The sequence below is a fragment of the Staphylococcus cohnii subsp. cohnii genome (assembly GCF_002902365.1).
GTDB lineage: Bacteria > Bacillota > Bacilli > Staphylococcales > Staphylococcaceae > Staphylococcus > Staphylococcus cohnii.
This window is the reverse complement of the sequence record NZ_PPQC01000003.1, coordinates 1-23198: the sequence shown is the minus strand read 5'-3', so window position 1 is coordinate 23198 and position 23198 is coordinate 1. Positions and strand designations below refer to the sequence as shown.

General features: G+C 31.8%; 21 protein-coding genes and 1 pseudogene. 20 read left to right on the top strand and 2 right to left on the bottom strand.

Annotated features, from left to right (window positions below):
- The first annotated feature begins 129 nt into the window (after nt 1–129).
- The 12 genes and pseudogenes from CD032_RS00145 to CD032_RS00090 all read left to right on the top strand — a co-directional run bounded on the left by CD032_RS00145 (nt 130) and on the right by CD032_RS00090 (nt 13691).
- Nucleotides 130–1848, top strand: a complete 1719-nt coding sequence (locus CD032_RS00145; RefSeq protein WP_103211089.1) for an ABC transporter ATP-binding protein — start codon at nt 130–132, stop codon at nt 1846–1848.
- 338 nt (nt 1849–2186) lie between these two features.
- A complete protein-coding gene (locus tag CD032_RS00140) occupies nt 2187–3416 on the top strand; it encodes a NupC/NupG family nucleoside CNT transporter (protein ID WP_019468392.1) in 1230 nt (409 codons plus the stop codon).
- Between the two features lie 600 nt (nt 3417–4016).
- A complete protein-coding gene (locus CD032_RS00135) occupies nt 4017–4853 on the top strand; it encodes a YitT family protein (protein WP_019468391.1) in 837 nt (278 codons plus the stop codon).
- A 313-nt stretch (nt 4854–5166) separates the two neighbouring features.
- Nucleotides 5167–5970 carry an ABC transporter ATP-binding protein gene (locus CD032_RS00130; RefSeq protein ID WP_019468157.1) on the top strand — a complete coding sequence of 268 codons (804 nt, stop codon included), beginning with the start codon at nt 5167–5169 and terminating at the stop codon, nt 5968–5970.
- Between the two features lie 8 nt (nt 5971–5978).
- The gene (locus CD032_RS00125; RefSeq protein ID WP_019468158.1) at nt 5979–6980 is read left to right on the top strand and encodes a FecCD family ABC transporter permease; all 1002 of its coding nucleotides are present in this window, start codon (nt 5979–5981) and stop codon (nt 6978–6980) included.
- Nucleotides 6977–7993, top strand: a complete 1017-nt coding sequence (locus CD032_RS00120; RefSeq protein ID WP_019468159.1) for a FecCD family ABC transporter permease — start codon at nt 6977–6979, stop codon at nt 7991–7993. Before CD032_RS00125 ends, CD032_RS00120 begins: the two co-directional genes overlap by 4 nt.
- A gap of 245 nt (nt 7994–8238) precedes the next feature.
- A pseudogene (gene dhaK, locus CD032_RS00115) lies at nt 8239–9208 on the top strand (dihydroxyacetone kinase subunit DhaK).
- A 33-nt stretch (nt 9209–9241) separates the two neighbouring features.
- Entirely contained in the window at nt 9242–9817 is a 576-nt protein-coding gene (dhaL, locus tag CD032_RS00110; protein WP_019468161.1) for a dihydroxyacetone kinase subunit DhaL, read from the top strand.
- A gap of 1 nt (nt 9818) precedes the next feature.
- Nucleotides 9819–10184 (top strand): dihydroxyacetone kinase phosphoryl donor subunit DhaM, encoded by a 366-nt coding sequence (gene dhaM, locus CD032_RS00105; protein WP_019468162.1) that lies wholly within the window; start codon nt 9819–9821, stop codon nt 10182–10184.
- 184 nt (nt 10185–10368) lie between these two features.
- Nucleotides 10369–10869 (top strand): hypothetical protein, encoded by a 501-nt coding sequence (locus tag CD032_RS00100; protein WP_040029953.1) that lies wholly within the window; start codon nt 10369–10371, stop codon nt 10867–10869.
- Nucleotides 10870–11447: 578 nt separating this feature from the next.
- Nucleotides 11448–12515: a YkvI family membrane protein gene (locus CD032_RS00095; RefSeq protein ID WP_019468164.1), complete on the top strand. Its 1068-nt coding sequence runs from the start codon at nt 11448–11450 to the stop codon at nt 12513–12515.
- Nucleotides 12516–12659: 144 nt separating this feature from the next.
- A complete protein-coding gene (locus CD032_RS00090) occupies nt 12660–13691 on the top strand; it encodes an alpha/beta hydrolase (protein ID WP_019468165.1) in 1032 nt (343 codons plus the stop codon).
- Between the two features lie 364 nt (nt 13692–14055).
- Here CD032_RS00090 and CD032_RS00085 read toward each other — a convergent pair whose 3' ends face one another.
- The gene (locus CD032_RS00085) at nt 14056–14562 is read right to left on the bottom strand and encodes a GNAT family N-acetyltransferase (RefSeq protein WP_019468166.1); all 507 of its coding nucleotides are present in this window, start codon (nt 14560–14562) and stop codon (nt 14056–14058) included.
- 122 nt (nt 14563–14684) lie between these two features.
- Between CD032_RS00085 and CD032_RS00080 the strand changes: the two genes are divergently transcribed.
- The 5 genes from CD032_RS00080 (at nt 14685) to CD032_RS00060 (ending at nt 19686) form a co-directional block, all read left to right on the top strand.
- Entirely contained in the window at nt 14685–15602 is a 918-nt protein-coding gene (locus tag CD032_RS00080) for an NAD-dependent epimerase/dehydratase family protein (protein ID WP_040029952.1), read from the top strand.
- Between the two features lie 13 nt (nt 15603–15615).
- Nucleotides 15616–16290, top strand: coding sequence for a response regulator transcription factor (locus CD032_RS00075; RefSeq protein ID WP_019468168.1), 675 nt, complete (start codon nt 15616–15618; stop codon nt 16288–16290).
- Nucleotides 16283–17308 carry a sensor histidine kinase gene (locus CD032_RS00070; protein ID WP_103211088.1) on the top strand — a complete coding sequence of 342 codons (1026 nt, stop codon included), beginning with the start codon at nt 16283–16285 and terminating at the stop codon, nt 17306–17308. Before CD032_RS00075 ends, CD032_RS00070 begins: the two co-directional genes overlap by 8 nt.
- A 739-nt stretch (nt 17309–18047) precedes the next feature.
- Nucleotides 18048–18665, top strand: a complete 618-nt coding sequence (locus CD032_RS00065; protein ID WP_019468170.1) for a DUF47 domain-containing protein — start codon at nt 18048–18050, stop codon at nt 18663–18665.
- A 13-nt stretch (nt 18666–18678) separates the two neighbouring features.
- Nucleotides 18679–19686 carry an inorganic phosphate transporter gene (locus CD032_RS00060; RefSeq protein ID WP_103211087.1) on the top strand — a complete coding sequence of 336 codons (1008 nt, stop codon included), beginning with the start codon at nt 18679–18681 and terminating at the stop codon, nt 19684–19686.
- Nucleotides 19687–20280: 594 nt separating this feature from the next.
- Here the strand turns inward: CD032_RS00060 and CD032_RS00055 are convergent.
- A complete protein-coding gene (locus CD032_RS00055; RefSeq protein WP_019468172.1) occupies nt 20281–21090 on the bottom strand; it encodes a LysM peptidoglycan-binding domain-containing protein in 810 nt (269 codons plus the stop codon).
- Nucleotides 21091–21541: 451 nt separating this feature from the next.
- On the opposite strand from CD032_RS00055, the gene CD032_RS00050 reads away from it, so the two are divergent.
- From CD032_RS00050 to CD032_RS00040, 3 genes are all read left to right on the top strand, one after another.
- Nucleotides 21542–22204 carry a Bax inhibitor-1/YccA family protein gene (locus tag CD032_RS00050; RefSeq protein ID WP_040029951.1) on the top strand — a complete coding sequence of 221 codons (663 nt, stop codon included), beginning with the start codon at nt 21542–21544 and terminating at the stop codon, nt 22202–22204.
- A 96-nt stretch (nt 22205–22300) separates the two neighbouring features.
- Nucleotides 22301–22492: a hypothetical protein gene (locus CD032_RS00045; RefSeq protein ID WP_040029950.1), complete on the top strand. Its 192-nt coding sequence runs from the start codon at nt 22301–22303 to the stop codon at nt 22490–22492.
- A gap of 166 nt (nt 22493–22658) precedes the next feature.
- Nucleotides 22659–23015, top strand: coding sequence for a transcriptional regulator, SarA/Rot family (locus CD032_RS00040; protein WP_019468175.1), 357 nt, complete (start codon nt 22659–22661; stop codon nt 23013–23015).
- The last annotated feature ends 183 nt before the right edge of the window (nt 23016–23198 follow it).

The following is a 23198-nucleotide window of genomic DNA, read 5'->3' as shown; positions in this document are numbered from 1 at the left end:
GAAAATTATTGTGTAAAACATGATAAAATAAGTTGAAATTAATTTAACTTATTACTTCGAAATTCATCTGCTCATAATTAATATAAGTAAGAGGTAATTTAAAATATTTTTAGAAGAGGTAAATTAGACATGAATCAAGAAAATCCATTATTCTACTTATTTAAAAAGTTATCATGGCCTGTTGGTCTGATTATCATAGCTGTTTTAATTTCTTCATTAGGTAGTATTACAGGACTAGTAGTTCCGTTTTTTACAGGTAAACTTGTAGATAAATTTTCTTTTGAAAATATTAATTGGCTGTTTATCACTGCATTTATTTCTATATTTATTATCAATGCTTTACTTAGTGGTATAGGACTGTATTTATTGAGTAAAATTGGTGAGAAAATCATATACGCGATTCGATCTGTTTTATGGAAACACATTATTCACTTAAAAATGCCTTTTTTTGATAAAAACGAAAGTGGACAATTAATGAGTCGTTTAACAGATGATACAAAAGTAATCAATGAATTTATTTCACAAAAATTGCCAAACTTATTACCTTCTGTGTTGACTATTATTGGTTCTTTAATAATGCTATTTGTGATGGATTGGCAAATGACCTTGCTAACTTTTATCACGATACCTATATTTGTATTAATAATGATTCCATTAGGTAAAATCATGCAAAATATTTCTAAAAAAACACAGACAGAGATTGCGAATTTCAGTGGTTTATTAGGCCGTGTATTAACAGAAATACGTCTAGTAAAAGTTTCACGTACAGAAAAAACAGAGTTAAACAATGCGCATAAAAATCTACAAGAAATATACTTTTTAGGACTAAAACAAGCTAAAATTACAGCTATCATACAACCTATATCAGGCGTGATTATGTTATTAACAATTGCAGTTATCTTAGGGTTTGGTGCAATTCGAATTTCTACTGGAGCAATTACAGCTGGAACCTTAATTGCAATGATTTTTTATGTTATACAACTCACACAACCTATCATCAATTTATCAACTTTGGTTACAGATTATAAAAAGGCTGTCGGGGCAAGTAGTCGTATATATGAAATAATGGAAGAACCTACTGAAGTTTTTGAATTAGAAGAAGCTAAACCAATCATCGATGGTAACTTATCCTTTGAAAATGTACATTTTAAATACGGTAATAAACCAATTCTTACAAATGTGAGTTTTGATATACCTTCTGGTAGCATTACTGCTTTTGTGGGACCTTCAGGTTCAGGTAAGAGTACAATTTTTAATATTATAGAGAGAATGTATGACATAGAACAAGGTGATATCACTTATGGTAGCCAATCGATTTATGATATAGACCTAGGTGATTGGCGTGAAAAAATTGGTTATGTTATGCAATCTAATTCCATGATGAATGGCACAATCAGAGACAACATTTTATATGGAATTAATCGTGAAGTTTCAAATGAAGCATTAATTTACTATGCAAAATTAGCAAATTGTCATGAATTTATTACTGCGTTTGAAGACGGTTATGACACAATCGTTGGTGAGCGAGGCTTAAAATTGTCAGGGGGCCAACGTCAACGTATAGATATTGCGAGAAGTTTTGTTAAAAATCCAGACATCTTATTATTGGATGAGGCTACTGCTAACTTAGATAGCGAAAGTGAGCGGAAGATTCAAGATGCTTTAGAAGAATTGATGGAAAACAGAACAACTATCGTGATTGCCCATAGACTGTCTACCATTAAAAAAGCAGAACAAATTATTTTTATTGATAACGGTAGTGTTACAGGTGTAGGTACTCATCAGGAGTTGATTGCTAGTCATGAAAAATATCAACAATTTGTTCATACACAAAATCTAACAAAGTAATATAAAAAACACGTATAATTTGATGTTGGATAAATATATTTTTTGACCATAAACGAACCATAAAATTTTTATTTTATATAATGTACATACATGGTATAATTATTGTGAATTCATAAGTAACAATCATTTGGGGAATGATAGATTTTTATCAAGAATGAAATTAAATAAATGGGTAACAAAATTTAAGATGAGTATATTTGCCGCTATGTAATTAATCTTTACAACTTATTTAATGAGCGAGAGACAATGTACTCATCTTAATAATTCTTATACATAATCGAGTGTTGCTTTTAAATATTCAATTAATTATTTATTTAATAGGAAATGGTGGGTGTATGATGTTTTTACTAATTAATATTATTGGGTTAATTGTGTTTTTAGGTATTGCTGTGCTTTTTTCTAGAAAGAAATCAGATATCCAGTGGAAATCAATTGGTATTTTAGTCGTGATTAACTTGTTCTTAGCGTGGTTCTTTATGTATTTCCCTTGGGGGAAAGCAGGCGTTCAATTATTAGCGAATGGTATTTCATGGGTCATTGATTCAGCCCATGTAGGTACAGGGTTTGCATTTGCCAGTTGGACAAATACTGAAATGATGGATATGGCTGTGAGTGCACTATTTCCAATACTATTAGTAGTGCCACTATTTGATATCTTGATGTACTTTAATGTATTACCTAAAGTTATAGGTGGTATTGGTTGGGTTTTAGCTAAAATTACACGCCAGCCAAAATTCGAGTCTTTCTTTGGTATTGAAATGATGTTTTTAGGAAATACAGAAGCATTAGCAGTTTCAAATGAACAATTGAAACGCATGAAAGAAACACGTGTGTTAACGGTAGCGATGATGTCGATGAGTTCGATTTCTGGTGCGATTGTTGGCGCATATGTATCAATGATACCTGGTGATTTAGTGTTAACAGCTATTCCATTAAATATCATTAATGCAATTATTGTTTCTTCTATTTTAAATCCTGTTTCTGTAGAAGAAAAAGAAGATATTATTTATAGTATTCGCAATGAAGAAATTGATAAACAACCGTTTTTCTCATTTTTAGGTGATTCAGTATTAAATGCGGGTAAATTGATTTTAATCATCATTGCTTTTGTAATCAGTTTTGTTGCACTTTCTGATTTAATTGATCGTTTTATTAATTTAATCACAGGTATCGTTGGCAGTTGGGCTGGTATTAAAGGAAGTTTTGGTCTAGATCAAATACTTGGTACATTTATGTATCCATTTGCTTTATTGCTAGGATTACCATTTGATGAGGCGTGGATAGTTGCACAACAAATGGCTAAGAAAATTGTAACGAATGAATTTGTGGTAATGGGCCAAATTAAAGATGTCATTGATTCATACTCACCACATAGACGTGCCGTTATTGCAACATTTTTAGTATCATTTGCTAACTTCTCAACAATAGGAATGATTATTGGAACATTAAAAGGAATTGTAGATAAGAAAACATCTGACTTTGTTTCACAATATGTGCCAATGATGTTACTAGCGGGTATTTTAGTATCGCTAATGACTGCTGGATTTGTTGGTTTGTTTGCTTGGTAAAGCACTCTTTATTGAGTGAATCATTATAAAATGATAGATGCTGAAACAACCACAAGGGTATGTCAATCGAGTGAAACGTTGTAATAAGGTATTTATTCATATTAATAAACTATGTAAAGGAGCGTGTGAGATCAATTAATGATTGATATCAATAGCGCTCCTTTTTTTGCACTAGTAGTCGTGAGTTAGTATCACGATGTTTTGAAAATAAAAATAAAGCCAAGTAATTGAAGTGAGGAGACACATTCAATATTACTTGGCTTTTACGGGAAATGAATTAATTGTATATTAATAGTAAGGACTAGGTACTAAAAATATACTCGAGCAAAAATTGTTTTGTATGTTACTATAAACAACACAAAGGAGATGGCTTCTTATTGGCAATCAATAAGAAGATAGATTTTATTATAGCAAAGGAAAGTGTATAAGTAAACCGAAAATTCAGAATTTTTGAACTTTTAAAATAATATTAAAAACAAACCTTATAAAATCAAGCTTTTGCAAGTATGTGGTTCAGAATTTTTTACGAATGTTGTTGTGGTAAGTTCTATAGTTTGCTACTATTCAATTGATTGAAGTTAATTTGAGGGGGTCATGTGGGTGAATAAAACAGTACGAGATTTGTTATTCGTTGTAATTGGGTCATTTATATTTTCAGCAGGCGTTAATACTTTTATCATATCTGCTGATTTAGGCGAAGGAGGCGTGACCGGTATAGCTATCGTACTCTATTATGCCTTTCACATTTCTCCTGGTGTAACAAACTTTGTATTCAATGCGGTACTTATTGCTATAGGTTACAAGTTTTTAAGTAAGAGAAGTATGTATTTAACGATAGTGGCGACAGTATTGATCTCACTATTTTTGGAATTAACAGTGAGTTGGAAAATTGAGACAGGTAACATATTAGTTAATGCAGTTTTTGGTGGTATGTCTGTAGGTTTAGGTATTGGTGTTATCGTTCTTGCAGGAGGGACAACTGCTGGAACAACGATATTAGCTAGAATAGCTAATAAATATTTAGATGTTAGTACACCATATGCGTTGTTGTTCTTTGATTTAATTGTTGTGGCAATATCATTAACAGTAATTCCTGTTCCGAGTGCATTAGTAACAGTGATTTCACTGTATATCGGTACAAAAGTAATGGATTATGTTATAGAAGGTTTAAATACGAAAAAAGCGATGACGATTATTTCCAGTAAACCAGATGAAATAGCGAAAGTGATTGATGAACAGGTTGGTCGTGGTTTAACTATACTTAATGGAAGAGGTTATTTCTCTAAACAAGAAAAAGACATATTGTATGTTGTTATTACTAAAACACAAGTTAGTAAGGCGAAACGTTTAATTAAACGCATCGATAATGAGGCATTTTTAGTTATACATGATGTTCGTGATGTTTATGGTAATGGCTTCTTAATTGATGAACATTAATAATGAGATAATAAAAAATAAAACCTTGATATATGGATAATTTCCATATATCAAGGTTTTATTTTAGATATAGCTAAATAATTCGATAAATAAGAAATTAATCATGCGGCTTAAAATGCAATATAGCAAGCCTAAACATATTTATAGACCATACATATTGCATATTAACATAGAACATTTATTAGTCATCATATCTAAAAAATGATATAATATCATCTGTGATAATGATTATCATTTAAATAACGAATTTGATTAAAGTGATATAGATATAGATTGTTTTTTGGTACATTTTGTATTAGGAAGAAGGGAAATTATGACTCGATTAGAAGGAGAACAAGTTACGATAGGTTATGGGGATAATGTTATCGTTGATAATTTGGATGTTCATATTCCGACTGGTAAAATTACATCTATTATAGGGCCAAATGGTTGTGGAAAGTCTACATTACTAAAAGCATTGTCACGTCTTTTACCAATTAAAGATGGTGAAATCAAATTAGATGGTGAGAACCTGCATACACAATCAACAAAAGAAGTCGCAAAAAAAATTGCTATTTTACCACAATCGCCAGAGGTCGCTGATGGACTTACGGTTGGAGAGCTTGTTTCTTATGGTCGCTTTCCACATCAAAAAGGATTCGGAAGACTTTCTGCTGAAGACAAAAAAGAAATTGACTGGGCTATGAATGTAACAGGGACTTATGAATTCCGACTACGTTCTATCAATGATTTAAGTGGTGGTCAACGTCAAAGAGTGTGGATTGCCATGGCATTAGCACAACGCACAGATATTATTTTCTTAGATGAACCTACAACATATTTAGATATTTCACACCAATTAGAAATCTTAGAATTAATTACTCAATTAAACCAAGAACAAGGTTGCACTATTATTATGGTGTTACATGATATTAATCAAGCAGTTCGTTTTTCAGATCATCTAATTACAATGAAACATGGAGACATTGTTGCTGCTGGAGATACGGAAGATGTTTTAACTAAAGAAAACTTAGAAAAAGTATTCAATATAGATGTAGAAATTAGTACAGACCCTAGAACAGGGAAACCAATGCTAGTTACCTATGATTTATGTAGAAAAAGCTATTCAGAAATTTAGGTGTAAACATGGCTACGCAAAAAAAAGGGAAATTAAGCTTCACAACAACATTTATAATCAGTTTGATTCTTTTAGTCATTGCATTGACAGTATCAATATTGATTGGAGACGCAAAAATTCATATTTCAACAATATTTGATGTTATATTCAATTATGATAATAAGAATCAGCAACATAATATCATTAGCGAAATACGCATACCAAGAGATATAGGCGCAATGCTCGTAGGTGTAGCATTGGCGACTTCAGGTGCAGTCATTCAGGGCGTTACTAAAAATGGTTTGGCAGACCCGAGTTTAATCGGATTAAATTCAGGTGCTTCATTTATGTTAGCGCTAACTTTTGCATTTTATCCAACAGCACCATTTATAGTGTTGATGATTGCAGGTTTTATTGGTGCTATCATGGGCGGATTTATTGTACTGATGATTGGCAGATCAAGAAGTGATGGCTTTAATCCAATGAGGATTATATTGGCTGGGGCTGCCGTAAGTGCTTTGCTAACAGCTTTAAGTCAAGGTGTAGCATTGTTGTTTAGATTAAATCAAAGTTTAACGTTTTGGAGCGCCGGTGGTGTTTCTGGTACAACTTGGGGACAGCTCGTTTGGGCAGCGCCATTTATCATTATTGCACTGGTTATCATTATCGCGATGAGTAAACATTTAACAATTTTAAATTTAGGTGAAACTTTAGCGATTGGGTTGGGACAAAATGTTGCATTAACACGAGCGATTGCATTAATTATATCCATGGTTATGGCAGGTATTGCCGTAGCGATGGTAGGTCAAATAGCCTTTGTAGGACTAATGGTCCCGCATATTGTACGTTATTTAGTAGGTACAGACTATGCTCGTGTTCTGCCATTAACTGCTGTTGTGGGTGGCTTATTGCTACTCGTTGCAGATACGTTAGCACGCATGTTAGGTGAAGCTCCAGTAGGTGCAATTATTTCATTTATTGGCGTACCTTACTTCTTGTATTTGGTTAAACGAGGGGGACGCTTTTCATGATAGACCCAAAATTAAAATATAAACAGTTTATTACCATGATTATTCTTATAATATTAATAATATTCGCATGTGCTTGGAGCATGACTTCAGGTGAATATAAGATGTCGATAGGTACTTTTTTTAAAACACTTATAGGTCAAGGTGAATATACCGATACTCTGATACTTATGGAATTTCGATTTCCAAGGATGGTTATAACTATTTTAGCAGGAGCTGCATTAGCAATGAGTGGGGCTATTATACAAAGTGTGTCTAAAAACCCATTAGCTGAACCTGGTATTTTAGGTATAAATGCGGGAAGTGGATTTGCCATTGCATTATTTATTGTAGTCGGTCAAGTTAATGCGGATAATTTTGTGTACGTATTACCATTTATAAGTATGATTGGTGGTATACTAACTGCGTTAATTATTTTTTCATTTAGTTATAATAAAGGTGAAGGTATCACTCCAGCAAGTATGGTGTTAGTAGGCGTAGGTATGGCTACAGCTTTAAGTGGTGGTTCGCTAACACTAATGTCAACATTTGATGAAGATCAATCAGAGTTTATTGCTTCATGGCTTGCGGGTAACATTTGGGGTGATGAATGGGCGTTTGTAATTGCCTTTTTACCTTGGGTCATTGTACTTATACCATTTTTATTGTTAAAAGCGAATGTATTAAATTTATTAAATACACATCAACATATTGCTCAAGGTGTTGGGGTGAAAATTGGTAGAGAACGCATTGTATTATTATTAATAGCAGTAATTCTGTCTTCAGCTGCGGTATCTGTTGCGGGAGCTATTGGATTTATAGGTTTGCTGGGTCCACATATTGCTAAATCAATCGTTGGTCCGAGACATCAACTATTTCTACCAATTTCCATATTAATAGGTGCATTTTTACTTGTGTTAGCAGACACGGTCGGACAAGTGATATTACAACCTTCTGGCATACCAGCTGGAATTGTTGTATCTATTATTGGCGCACCTTACTTCTTATATTTAATGTATAAAACAAAATCAGTTTAAGTACATGAATAAAGGTTATCAAATTTTTGTACGTGTTAAATAAGTATGAAAAGAGATGCGCATATCGTTAGAGATGATCGCAAGTAAAGCATAAATTTCATATATGAGCGGGTTTTAGAATCAATTTTGAAAAAATTGGTTGTAGACCCGCTTTTTTATAAAGAAAAAAACCTTTAAGTTGTTAGCGTTTACATTTATGTGTAGGGTATACTATAAGTGAATAGTGAAAATAGGAGGTCCTCATTATGAAAAAGCTCATTAAAGATAAAACACAATTTTTACCAGATATGTTAGATGGTCTTTCGATTTCAAATAAAAATGTCGAAGTAATTGCTGACACAGTAGTTGTGCGTAAACAGAAAAAAGAAAAAGGCGTAGCAATTGTTTCTGGTGGTGGGAGTGGTCATGAACCTGCTCATGCAGGGTATGTAGCACAAGGCATGCTAGATGCTGCAGTATGCGGTGAGGTATTTACATCTCCAACCACCTGACAAAATTTTAAGTGCAATTAAAGCCGTGGACAACGGAGAAGGCGTACTGCTTGTTGTAAAAAACTATGCAGGTGATGTTATGAATTTCGAAATGGCACAAGAAATGGCGGAAATGGAAGACATTCAAGTAGAGACAGTGGTGGTCAAGGATGATATTGCTGTTAGTGATGAAGCACAACGTAGAGGTGTTTCTGGTACAGTGTTTGTGCATAAAATTGCTGGATATTTAGCTGAAAAGGGAACATCGCTACCACTAATTAAAGAAAAATTAAATGAATTATTACCAAATATCAAATCAATAGGTATGGCTTTAACACCACCGTTAGTTCCGACGACAGGACAGTATGGTTTCGATATAGATGACGAATCAATGGAAATCGGTATTGGTATACATGGAGAAAAGGGTCTAGCACATGAAAAATTTGAAAGCGTTGATATAGTTGTAGAACGATTGATCGCCGAATTATTAAAAGAGGTAGAAGATGAACAACTTATCGTGATGATAAATGGTATGGGAGCTACCCCTTTATCTGAACTAAATATTGCAACAAAATACGTGGCGCAACAATTAGAAGATAAACAAAAAGATGTGAAACTATGGTTTGTTGGAGACTATATGACTTCATTAGACATGGAAGGTTTATCAATAACCTTTTTGCCATATACAGAAGCAGTTTATGATGCATTGACTGCACCGACAAGCAGTCCTTATTTTAATGTGTAAATAACGAATATATAAGACAGGAAGTGAAGAAGAATGAATGTGTCAGAGTTAAAAGAAAGATTGCTTAATTTAGTTGATGTCTTTGAAGAAAAAGAATCATTATTAACAGAGTTAGATAGAGCAATTGGTGACGGTGATCATGGCGTGAATATGTTAAGAGGATTTAAAGCCTTACCCGAAAAGTTAGATGATAGCTCTATATCTGCATTATTAAAATCTACTGGTATGACATTAATGTCTAATATTGGTGGTGCTTCTGGTCCACTTTATGGATTTAGTTTTGTGAAAATGTCTCAAGTTGTTGGTGATGAAATTGAAAAAGAAAATTTAAAAACATTGCTAAATACATTTTCTGAGGCAGTTGCACAACGTGGTAAAGTTGAACTGAATGAAAAAACAATGTATGACGTTATTGAACGTACCAATGAAGCAGTTAATAACGGAGAAACTTTATCATTTGAAGATTTACAATCTTTTGCAGAATCCACTAAGGATATAGTAGCTACTAAAGGTAGAGCTGCCTATTTTAAAGAAGCATCAAAAGGACATGTTGATCCGGGGGCACAGAGTAGTGTATATATTTTAAACGCATTGATAGGAGCTGATTAATATGACGCAAATTATCATTGTAAGCCATAGTAAAGAGATCGCTGATGGTACTAAAGCGCTGGTAAGTCAAATGGTAGGAGAGGATATCACGATCACGGCTCAAGGTGGTGTGAACGGTAAAATCGGTACATCATATGACGATATTCAAGAAATGGTGAATCAAATAGATGATGATACATTATGTTTTTATGACATTGGTTCTGCTGAAATGAATTTAGATTTAGCGATTGAAATGTATGATGGCAAGCATCGTGTAGAAAAAATAGATGCACCGATTGTTGAAGGTACTTTTACTGCGGCTGTAAATATTTCTGTAGGAAATACCGTAGATGAAGTGATAAATGAACTAAATACGAAATTTGGTTAAATGAAAATTATGAAGTAATGTCATCATTCAAGAAGTTATAATTATATATATGAGTAGCGTATGTAATTATAACTTTTTCTATTAACTTGACAAAAATATTCTTTTTTATATGAATATATAATTAAGATATGGTAAAATGAGATTTAACTATTAAAGAAATCTGGATATCTAGGAGGACATTGCAATGAAAGAATTGATACAAAAGCATGTCTTAAACGGCGAATTTGAATCAGTATACCGTCTTATGTCCCAGACAGATTTTATGGAATTTGAAGAAGCTTATATCTCAAGCGCTCATGAAGTGGAAAGTATCATGTTTTATACATGTATTTTAGATATGATGAAAACTGAAGAAACTGCAGAAATGCATGACTTAGCTTTTCTACTACTCGTTTATCCATTAAGTGAACTACAAGGTGCTTTAGATTCTGCGTATTATCATGCGGATTCATCCATAAAACTTACTGACGGCAAAGAAGTAAAAAGCTTATTACAGATGTTGTTATTACATGCAGTTCCCGAACCAGTCATTTCTGATAAAAAAGCATTAGAGATTTCTCGCCAAATACTTAAACTAGATCCAACGAATAGCGTTGCGCGTAATGTACTTAAAGAAACAGCGAAACGTTTAGATAATGTTGTCGTTGATTTCAATAAATTAAATCGTTTTAAAAATGCACATTAACTTGAGTGATAATTAAATTTTAGTATAGTGTTTAATTCTGATGTAAAAACAAATGTATATGAAAATGACTTTTGAGGCTGAGACAAATGGATTGTCTTAGCCTTTTTGTATGAGCAAAAGGACAGGTGAAACTAAACGTTATTTTCTTAAAATATTGTGATGTCTCGTTAGGTGGTACTACGAAAGCATTTTAAATCAATGAGATTTCTATTCTGCTCATTTTTATTTATTTATTATCATATGAGTAAAATTAACACCGTAATTTACCTTTTATATTTATTAATTATAGTTAGAGATGAAGTGATGAAAAATTTTTCATTTTATTTTTAGAATTATCATGAAATTAGAAAATGTATAAAGTTGCAAAATCTTATTGTAAATTGTTCATTTTTATAGTGTATCTAGGAATATGTGATTTATTTTTAAAAGATAAAATGAATGATTAAAAAGAAATATATTGTTTGACTATTATGTTTAATTTTAATGAATTGTGCAAATCTTAATTTTCTCATGTTGCAAATTACAGTCAGTACGTTATAATTACAAAATGTGTTAACTATGAGGAGGTTATTTATCACATGGGGTTGAATAAAGAAGCTATAAAAATTGGTTTCGCTTATGTCGGTATCGTCGTAGGTGCTGGCTTTTCAACAGGACAGGAAGTTATGCAATTCTTCTCACCATATGGCTTATGGTCATATATTGGTGTTTTACTTTCTGGGCTAATTTTAGGATTTATTGGTAGACAAGTTGCAAAAATTGGTACTGCGTTTGACGCACAAAACCATGAATCAACTTTAGACTATTTATTTGGAAATGCATTCAGTAAAATTGTAGACTACTTACTTATCTTTTTCCTATTTGGTATTTCAGTCACTATGATTGCTGGAGCAGGATCAACATTTCAAGAAAGTTTCGGTGTACCGACGTGGTTAGGTGCATTGATAATGGTAATTGCAATATATATCACACTATTGATGGACTTTAATAAAATTGTACGAGCTTTAGGTATCGTTACGCCATTCTTAATTATATTAGTAGTTATTATTGCTGCGTACTATCTTTTCAATGGTAGTATTTCACTTGGGAAAGTTAACGAAACTGTACCACATGACAGCTTATGGCTCGGTATACTTAAAGGTATTAACTATGGTGGTCTTGCATTTGCTGTAGGATTCAGTACTATTGTCGCTATAGGTGGCGATGCTTCAAGACGTCGCGTTTCAGGCGCTGGCGCGTTATTTGGAGGTATTATTTATACCATACTATTAGCGTTAATTAACTTTGCATTACAGTCTGAATTCCCAAAAATCAAAGATGCAGATATTCCGATGTTAACGTTAGCAAATGCAATTAATCCTTGGATAGCGCTTGTGCTATCGGTAATTATGTTAGTAGTAATGTATAATACAATTTTAGGTTTAATGTATTCATTTGCAGCGAGATTTACAGAACCATACAGTAAAAAGTATCATATCTTTATTATAGTTATGGTAATTGTGGCTTATGGTTTAAGTTTTGTAGGTTTCGCAGGATTAATTAACTACTTATATCCAATAATGGGATATGTTGGTTTAATTGTTGTTATTGGAGTACTTATTAAGTATTACAGTAGAAAACGACAAAACAAGAAATTTATTGCTTAATCTTTAAAAGTGAAAACATAATTTATATATGATATAGCTCAGCTTGCCAACATATGCAAGCTGAGTTTTCTACTTCATTATCTCTGTAATACTATTGTGAACTTATTTATTATGGTACAATGCTTCCGAAAGGAAAGGTAATCTATGAAGAAAAAACATAAATGGACCCTTATCACAACTTTTATCATTGTCACTGTTGTAGTAGTTATGGCAGTACTTTTAAAACTACAGTATGATAGACAAAACACGGGTAAAGTACACGAAAAAGTTCAAATTAATAATAAAAATGTGAATGCTTTTACAAACATCACTTATGGTAAAGGATTGCCAAATAGTCGACTTGATATATTAACTCCGAATGAATTGGATCAAGATAATAAACTGCCAGTAATCTTTTGGATGCATGGTGGAGGATTTATTGCAGGAGATAAACAATATAAAAATCCATTATTATCTAAGATTGCTGAACAGGGATATATAGTGGTGAATATTAATTATGCACTTGCACCAGATTTTAAATATCCTATGCAATTACAACAGATTGATCAAGCGGTGAGTTTTATTAAGAGAAATAAACATGAATTGCCTATTGATTTTAATCAAGTTATCTTTGGTGGTGATTCCGCAGGTGCACAATTATCAAGTCAATTCACAGCGATACAAACAAATGAATCTTTAAGAGAAGACATGAACTTTAAGCAACAATTCGAACCGGACCAGCTTAAAGCTGCCATCTTTTTTGGTGGATTTTATGACATGAAAACAGTTAGAGCAACAGAATTCCCAAGAATTCAACTCTTTATGGAAAGCTACACTGGGAAGCGCGATTGGGAACAACAATTTAAGTATATAAGTGAGATGTCTACTATCAATCAAGTTACAGAGGATTACCCTCCAACATTTTTATCAGTGGGTGATGCTGACCCATTTTATAGTCAAAATATTGAATTCTATAAAAAATTAAAGTCAACAGACGTACCAGTTGATACATTATTTTATGACGGTTCACATAAATTGAGACATCAGTATCAATTTCATATGGAATTGCCAGAGTCGCAGCAAAATATGAAAGACGTCTTAAGGTTTTTAAGTAGAAATACTACTTCCTCAGGTGTTGAAACGGAATATCAATCTGAAGATGCAAATCCAAATGGTGTTGAATTAAACCCGTACTAGGTTGACAATGGGTAACCATGTTTGAATCAAATAACCTCAACTTTATAAAGATTTTGAAATAAAAAAGCACTTTCGTTGAATGCAAATGAGATGTATTCATACGGAAGTGTTTTTATTAATATTGAATAGATTCATATTTATTTGTTAGTTCATTTTGACTATATGTTTGAGAATAAAATAGAAGTATTATCGGTGTGAGAATCGAAAGAAGTTGTGCGCTAAGTTTGTCTTGGTATCATATATAATTCTATAATGATATTATTGCTAAAATTTTCAAAAAGAATATGTTGTTATTTGGATAATTATCAAACAACGATTAAACTGCAATTAAGGAAATATTTACTAACTCATTACATTTAATTTATTAAATTAGTAATTTGGCCATGATATATTTATTATAATAGCGATGTTCAATAAATAGTTTATCTTTAAGTTCTCCTTCGACTTGATAGTTTGCACTTTTAAATAAATCAACAGCAGTCGTATTTTCGGGAACGACTTCAACTTCAATACGATGAATGTCATGATTGAGACACCATGCTTCAATGGAATTAATTAATGATTGTCCTAATCCTTTTTCGCGATAATGCCTTATAACGCCCATAGAAAAATGTGCTTCATGCCGTGTGCGTTCGAAATTTTCGGTAGTGACAATTGCAAATCCTACAAGTTCACCATTGTTTTCTGCAATATAAATTGCATTAGAAGGAGAAGTTATATAATGTTCTAAGGTTGCGATAGCATCTGTATTAGAGGGTGCATACTCGCCGGGATTGTATATCAAATAATCAGATTCATCATAAATCGTACTTAATAGTTTTATAAAAGGTTCTATATCGTTGATACCAATTTCTCGAATTTGATGAACCATATATGTCCACTCCTCATTTTCATTTTTTAAAACTCAGTTATAGTATAACGTAACATCATTAACATGAATTTACTAGGGAATAATTAAAATAAGAAAAAATATATGATAAAGGGTGTCGTATAATGAAACCGAATATATTGCTTGCGGGCGTAACAGGATATATAGGAAAGAATCTAATTGAATCCATTAAAGATGAAGGGATCTTATACACATTGTCTAAGTATCCTAAAGAAAGAGAATATAAAGAAATTATTTGGCTTGAAAAGGACATTTATAATTATAATGATGTTTTAACTGCTATGGAAGGTATAGACATTGCAATATATTATTTGGACCCTACCAAGCATTCTGCTAAGTTAACACATGCAACTGCTAGGGATATCAATTTGATAGCTGCAGATAATTTTGGTAGAGCTACAGCAAAACAAGGTGTGAGTAAGATTATATATATTAGTGGTAGTCGTTTCGATGTTGAAACGAAAAGACGTTTATCGGCATATGGCACTGAAGTAGAAGAGACGACAGCACAAGTGGCACGCCCACACGTAGCAGTTGAGTTACAAACATCGAAATACGATGATGTAAGAAGTGCGCTAAGTATACAATTACCGATGAATTGGACATTAAATCAAATGGTCACATACTATTTTAAATGGCTAGATGAAACGAAAGGTACATTATTACATACAGCAAAACAAGGTGATAATTTTATCGTTTATATGAAAAATAAGCGTAATCCTATACTAGTACTACGTAAGTCGAAGACTGAAAAAGATATCATAACGTTGTATCTTGTAAGTGGTAGTATTGTAAAACCTAATTTAAAAAAGCAAGGGAAATTAGAGTTTCGCAAATTAAAAGATACACAACAAGTTATCGTACACCTGTTTGATTATATCCCGAAATTAACTTGGCCGATATATTATTTATTACAGTCACCTTTCCAAGATTTAATGATGAGAGGATTTGAAATTGATTGCCGTATTAAACATTACCAAGGTCGAATTAATTCTGGAGAAAATATAAAATATACAAAATAGTTGAGGTGAACTTATGGAAATCTTATTAGTGGAAGATGATATGACTTTATTTAAAGAACTTAGTGAAGAGTTGGAACAGTGGGATTTTAATGTGAATGGTATCGATGATTTTAATCTTGTAATAGAGAAGTTTCAAGCGGTGGATCCAGCCATAGTCATTATGGATGTTAAACTACCGAAATATGATGGATTTTACTGGACGAGAAAGATTCGAGAAATATCAAATACACCAATTTTATTTTTATCCTCAAGAGATAACCCAATGGATCAAGTAATGAGCATGGAATTAGGCGCAGACGACTATGTTCAAAAACCATTTAATACGAATATTTTAATTGCTAAGTTACAAGCGATATATAGACGCGTTTATCAATTTAGTATAGATGAAAAAAGGGTCATAACTTGGCAAGAAGCGACACTCGATCTTACAAAGGATAGTATCAATAAAGGTGATCAAGTCATATACTTATCTAAAACAGAAATGATTATTTTAGAGATGTTAGTAAAAAAACAAGATACGATTGTAACTAGAGACACACTGATAACTGCACTTTGGGACGATGAGGCGTTTGTCAGTGATAATACCTTAACTGTAAATGTGAATCGTTTAAGAAAGAAACTTGCAGATATAAATATGAAAGATGCAATTGAAACTAAAATCGGTAAGGGATACATGGCTCATGGATAGTATTAAATGGGTTGTGTTATTTCTCCGTTCACGGAAAAACTGGATATTTTGGTTAATCATTTTGCAATTCATCTTTTTAGGTATTGCATTTTTAGATTATGATTTAAATGTAAACAGTGTTTTATATATAATTATTTTAAATATAGGATTAAGTTGTATTTTTTTAGTATTTACATACTTAAAAGAAGTTAAGTTTTATAAACACTTAGATGATAATATAGAGCCCGAAGCGTTAAAGCATAAATCACTGGCAGATACGCCATTTCAACAAGAGATGTTAGACTATTTATATGATCAAATTACGACACAAAAAAAATTAGTGACTGAACAAAAACAACAAATTAAATCTACTGAAGCTGCGTTAACAGATTTCGTGCATGATATTAAGACGCCAGTCACTGCATTGAAATTATTGATTGAAAAAGAAAATGATGACAATAGAAGACGAGCACTACTATTTGAATGGACACGTATCAACGATATGTTAGATAAACATCTGTTTTTGACTCGATTAGAGTCACAAAATAAAGATATGTATTATGAATATGTGTATTTAAAACGCTTAGTCATAGATGAAATACAGATTACTAGGTATATTAGCCAAGCGAAAGGCATTGGTTTTGATCTTGAATTTGAAGACGATTATAAAGTATATACAGATACGAAATGGTGTCGAATGCTGATAAGACAAATTCTTTCTAATGCTATTAAATATAGTGAAAATAGCACAATTTATATAAGTGGAAGGCTGATTGAAAACCATGTGACGTTGGAAATTGAGGATGAAGGTAGGGGAATAAGTAAAAAAGACTTGCCAAGAATTTTTGATAAAGGTTTCACCTCAACGAAAAATCGTAATGAAACGACGTCTTCTGGTATAGGGCTATATCTGGTAAAAAATGTAAAAGAAAAATTAGCTATAACTGTTCATATCAATTCTGAAATCAATAAAGGAACGAAAGTACAGTTTGTTTTTCCAAACCAAAATGAAATTGTTGAAAGGTTATCTGACTTTTGAAACTGTTCATATGCAATGTATGAAAATGCGTTGACAAATAAAGATGTTTAAATATTGTATTTATCGACTATGATGGACCGAAATTTACACAAAGTGTAAAAACGCAGAGCTTGAGACATGAATGACGTGGTTAGCGCCAAAGTGGCGATCCCTAATTTTGCTAAAGGGATTGCCATTTTTTGTTATTTAGTTATATTTACTGTAATTAAAATAAACAATATATTCACATTTGACGCTATTGTGTATTAAATGAACCGTTGACGGAAATATTTATTGTCATGAATTTTAAGATAAGTGCTATCTTGAAATAATTTGACGTATGCTAATTCTGAAAAATATAGAAAAATAATTGTTGATTATAAATAATAATTATGCAATTATTGCTATTGTGCGTTTTGATGTATGAATTTATCAGTTTCTTAATCATTTTTGAAAAATTATAAATACGACAGAACAATATACACACAATTATTAATTTAACGAAAATGTAATGTTAAGAATTTGTAAACTTAATTGTAGGATTGTTAAATTTGTGCTATTTTCAAATAAGGACAAATCAACATTTGTGAGATTTTTTAAACCTAGTAAGCAAATACTCATTTACATAATATTAATAAATCAAAAAAAGTAATGGGTGTATTGTAAATCTTGCCAATTTTAATTTGTCTAGAAAAGAATGTAATTTTTTAAATTTATTGAAGGTGATTGTATTGGTCACTGTAAATGGAGGATTTTTTGAATGTTTAACAAGAAAAAAGATAAGTTCATGGTGAAACTTGAAGAAATGGTTTTCAACTTAGACCGTGCAGCAATTGAATTTGGTAAAATGGATTTTAATACACACTTAGACCTTAAAGCGTACTCAGATAACATTAAAACATACGAATCGCATGGTGATGAGCTTATGCATCAAGTGATTTCGGATTTGAACCAAACATTCATTACACCTATTGAACGTGAGGACATCCTCTCTTTATGTAACGCTATTGATGATGTTTTAGATGCAATTGAAGAAACATCAGCAATGTTTGAAATGTACTCTATAGAATATACAGATGAATATATGGCTGAATTTGTTGATAATATACAAAAAGCTATTGCTGAAATGAAATTAGCAGTAGGCTTACTTGTCGATAAAAAATTATCTCACATGCGCATTCATTCTATTAATATTAAAGAATTTGAAACTAACTGTGATGGTATATTACGCCAGTCAATTAAACATATTTTTAACAGTGAAACTGATCCTATCACACTTATTAAAATCAAAGAGATTTATGAAAGTCTAGAAGAAATTGCCGATAAATGTCAAGCTGTAGCGAATAACTTTGAAACAATAATAATGAAAAATAGCTAAGGAGTCCTAACTTATGGAATATATTTTGATTATCACAGTAGCTATCGTTATTTTTTCTTTGATATTTGACTTTATCAATGGTTTCCATGATACAGCCAATGCCATCGCTACTGCTGTTTCAACACGTGCATTAACTCCTAGAACTGCGATTATTTTGGCGTCAGTTATGAACTTTATTGGTGCATTAACATTTACTGGAGTTGCAAGTACGATAACAAAAGATATTGTAGATCCATTTAAATTAGAAAATGGTCTAGTTGTGGTTTTAGCTGCTATTTTGGCAGCAATCATTTGGAATTTAGTAACTTGGTTTTTTGGAATACCTAGTTCATCTTCACATGCATTAATTGGCTCAATCGCTGGTGCAGCAATTGCTTCGCAAGGTACATTTGCTGTACTACACTATCAAGGCTTTACAAAAATAATAATTGTATTACTTTTATCACCAGTTATTGCGTTTTGTGTTGGTTTTATTATGTATTCAATTGTTAAAGTAGTTTTCAAAAATGCAAATCTTACGAAAACAAATCGTAATTTTAGATTTTTCCAAATTTTCACTGCTTCATTACAATCATTTTCACATGGTACAAATGATGCACAAAAATCAATGGGTATTATTACTTTAGCGCTTATAGTTGCGAATATCCAAACCGGTACAAGCACCGAGCCTCAACTATGGGTTAAGGTTGCCTGTGCTACTGCGATGGGGTTAGGTACAGCTGTTGGTGGTTGGAAAATCATCAAAACAGTTGGTGGAAACATAATGAAAATACGTCCAGCTAATGGTGCAGCAGCTGATTTATCTTCTGCTTTAACTATTTTTGTTGCGTCATCATTACATTTTCCACTTTCAACGACGCATGTCGTGTCTTCATCTATATTAGGTGTAGGTTCTTCTAACCGTATTAAAGGTGTGAAATGGAATACTGCACAACGTATGATTATTACTTGGGTAATCACACTACCTATTTCTGCGTTATTAGCTGCTTTAATATATTTTGTAATCAATCTTGTTTTATAAGTATTAACAAAGGTTAATACTAAATAAATTTAAGAATGAGTTTAAGTACTACATCTTATTCTCAAGATAAAGGAGTAATCTATATACAATAGGATTACTCCTTTCAGTCTGCCGACCAAGTCTCTGATTTTGTCGGCATTTTTTTGTGCGTGCGCTCTTTTTCTTAGGTATTGCCTTATACAGCAGTATTCGGCTTGTGGACTTTCACAGAAGTCGACTCAAATCACTGGCGGAATTATAATATAAAGTAAGCAGTGGTGTTATTTGTTATGTTGCATAACTCAATTGGTAGAGGTGATTAATGAAATAATTGAACAAGGGGAAGAAAAGAGAAAGAAGTTAAAAAGCTAAAAATATATTTCAATATAAATGAGATAGTAGTACAGGTTTATCTCATAAATATATTGATTTAACATGATCACAATTTGGATGAAGGCAGTACATACTTATTTAATCAAAACAATGAATCAAGAGATGAAAATTGAGCAAAAGAAAACGTCAATTTCTATATGGTTTCCATAGAAATTGACGTATATTTGTTTGATAAAGAGGTTTAAGTCTTTCCTCTTTTTTTAATCATTTATTTTGGTTATCTTAATGAATATAATTATAACTAGAAGCAGTAGATGCTGGAATTGTACGATAATCTACTGTACCTGGAGGTGTATTATAATTCATTTCTGATATTAAAATACTGCCATCAGGGTTTACTTGCTCAACATATGCAACATGACCAATTGGACCTTCATAATTTTGCATGATAGAACCAGCAGTTGGCGTATTGTTTACTGTATAGCCGTCTGCAGCAGCATTGTTAGCCCAGTGATCAGCGTTCCACCAATATGTACTAATTGGTTGTCCAGTTTCTGCTCTACGGTTAAATACATGCCATGTACATTGACCCCAATCATATAAATTAGCGTCACTAGCAGAAGAATTACCAGTAGAAGGTGTTTGTGTAGCAGTGTTACCAGAACCACCAGAACCACCAACACTTGACCCATTAGGAATCGTAAGTGATTGACCAGGATGGATTAAATAACCATTTAGATTATTTTCTGACATTAATGCATCTACTGAAACACCGTAATTATTAGCAATGATGTTTAATGATTCACCAGATTTAACTGTATGTGAAGAACCACCTGATGTTTGTGAAGAAGTGTTTGAACTTGAGCTTTGACCACTTCCACCAATTTCGATAACTTGTCCCGGAAATACCATATTGTTATCGAGGTTATTGTTTTGTTTAATCTCATCTACTGAAACACCATATTGTTCAGAGATTGTCCAAAGTGACTCACCTGATTGTACTGTATGTTGTGTTGATGCTTCAGCTTCATGGTTAGCAATAAATGCTGCTGCACCTGAAGCAGCAGTTACTGCAAATGCGAACTTTTTCAAAAGAACTCCTCCTCACACCTATATAAATAACTCATTTTAAATTATATATATCTGTTTGATTTTCTTTATTTGAATTCATGTTACATACTAACAAAAAATAGGCGACTTGTGTTTATTGTTATAGAGATGTAACATTATTAACATTTTTGTGCGTTGGGATGTAAATATAATAAATACTTTTGTTATGGACTTTAAACGGGATTTGAGTGTTGAAATTCATTTAAAAATTTATTACTTTGTAACATTTGAAAATGTGTAAATTTCAATTAACTTAAATATCTTTTTAGAATTGATAATAAAATGTTTGATATAGCTTGGAATAGTGAAAATAAAAGTAATACATTTAAGCAAAAACAAAACTATAACGACGTTTAAGCACTTTGATTATACAAATTAGCAAATTAATTTCAATTAATGTGTAAAACGTTATAACATCTAAGGAGTGAATGGGTTGGCTGAATCAACACAACAAATTAATCAAAAGCATTCTAAATCAAAAAAAGACAAATCCAAATCCCATGCGTATGGTAAAGTATGGTTATTCTTTGTTTATTACTGGATTATTTTTGGTATTGGCTGTTATTTTGGACAGTTTTTACCTATGGAATGGAGAAAGCCACTATCTATCGTCTTACTCGTATTAGTATTATTTACAGTTTTAACTAATCGTGCACGTAAGTATGGATTAGTTATTTCGCATATATATGCAATAGTTGTGGGTTTATTGTCCTATGCTACATTTACAGCTTATTTGCAAAATTTAGGGCCAGAAGTGTTTTATAAAAATGTGTTACTAGCAATAGGTGCTTTTATCGCATTTGGTATAATTGGTTATTTTATTGTCGATAACGCTGCAGGTATGGGTAAATATTTATTTGTTACGTTAGTCGCACTGATTGTTGCTGGAATCATCGGTATGTTTGTGCATAATCCAATATTCCATACAATCATTACAGTAGTAGGTTTATTGTTATTCTTATTATATACAATATATGATTTTAATCGTATGAAACGTGGTCAGTTTTCTCCGCGAGAAATGGGATTCAACTTATTCATCAATTTATTACACATTATCAAATATGTATTAAGACTAGCGAACAAATTTAAAAAATAATATATAAGATTTAAAATTTACAAACCGTAAATAATAAATTTTAAAGATTTAAAGTTAAGAAAAAAGCATTTAATTTTTAAAGAGACTTATAATAATATGCATGGAAATATCAATTGTGTAATACCATGCAATTTACGTGAGAAATACCAATGGTCTGATTTATTTATAGAAAAAATTGAAGCATATAATAAGCCGCTAATTAACGTGTTTGAACATCCATTTAATGACGAATTTTTAAGTGTAGATATCGATTATAACACTGTCCACATTATTGATATTTATAAATAAGCATTTGAGTATGGAATATATAATCAATTTAATATGTTTTATAAAATTTAATTTACTGGTGTTCGTAATAATGACAAAGCTATAAAAATAAATGATAAAGACAGAGCTACTTTTTTTAGAGATAATGAAATTGTATTGCTTACTAGCGTTTGGAGGTGTAGCAACAATGACTGATGAAAATAAGGCGCAGTTATTAAAAATTTATAAAAAATATAATAGAGTAATGTCATATATAGAAAATAAATATAAATTAACAATGAATGATATTGCGATTTTGGAAATAATACAGCAAAATTGTAGACAGCAAAACATGCTGATGCAACCATTTTTAAAAATTGCGACGACTGAACTAGATTTGAGCCGAACAAAAGTGTTAGCGTCAATTCGACGATTAATTAACCAAGATCGTGTAAGCAAATTACGTTCAACAAAAGATGAAAGAAAAGTTTTTTTATCGATGACTGAAGAGAATAATACGAAGTATCAAACTTTGTTAGATGAAATCGAAGCACAGGTAGACTAAAATATTAAAAAATGCATAATTACATAAAAAATATCGCTATATTAAGTTACGAATATTAAAGATTATAACGGTACTGCGTGAACGAATATGAGATATTAATCTCATACGCGATATAAAGGGACTTTTCCATATTTTGATATGCTCCCTTCAAAGTAGACACTTAAAAATGTAAACTTTGAAGGG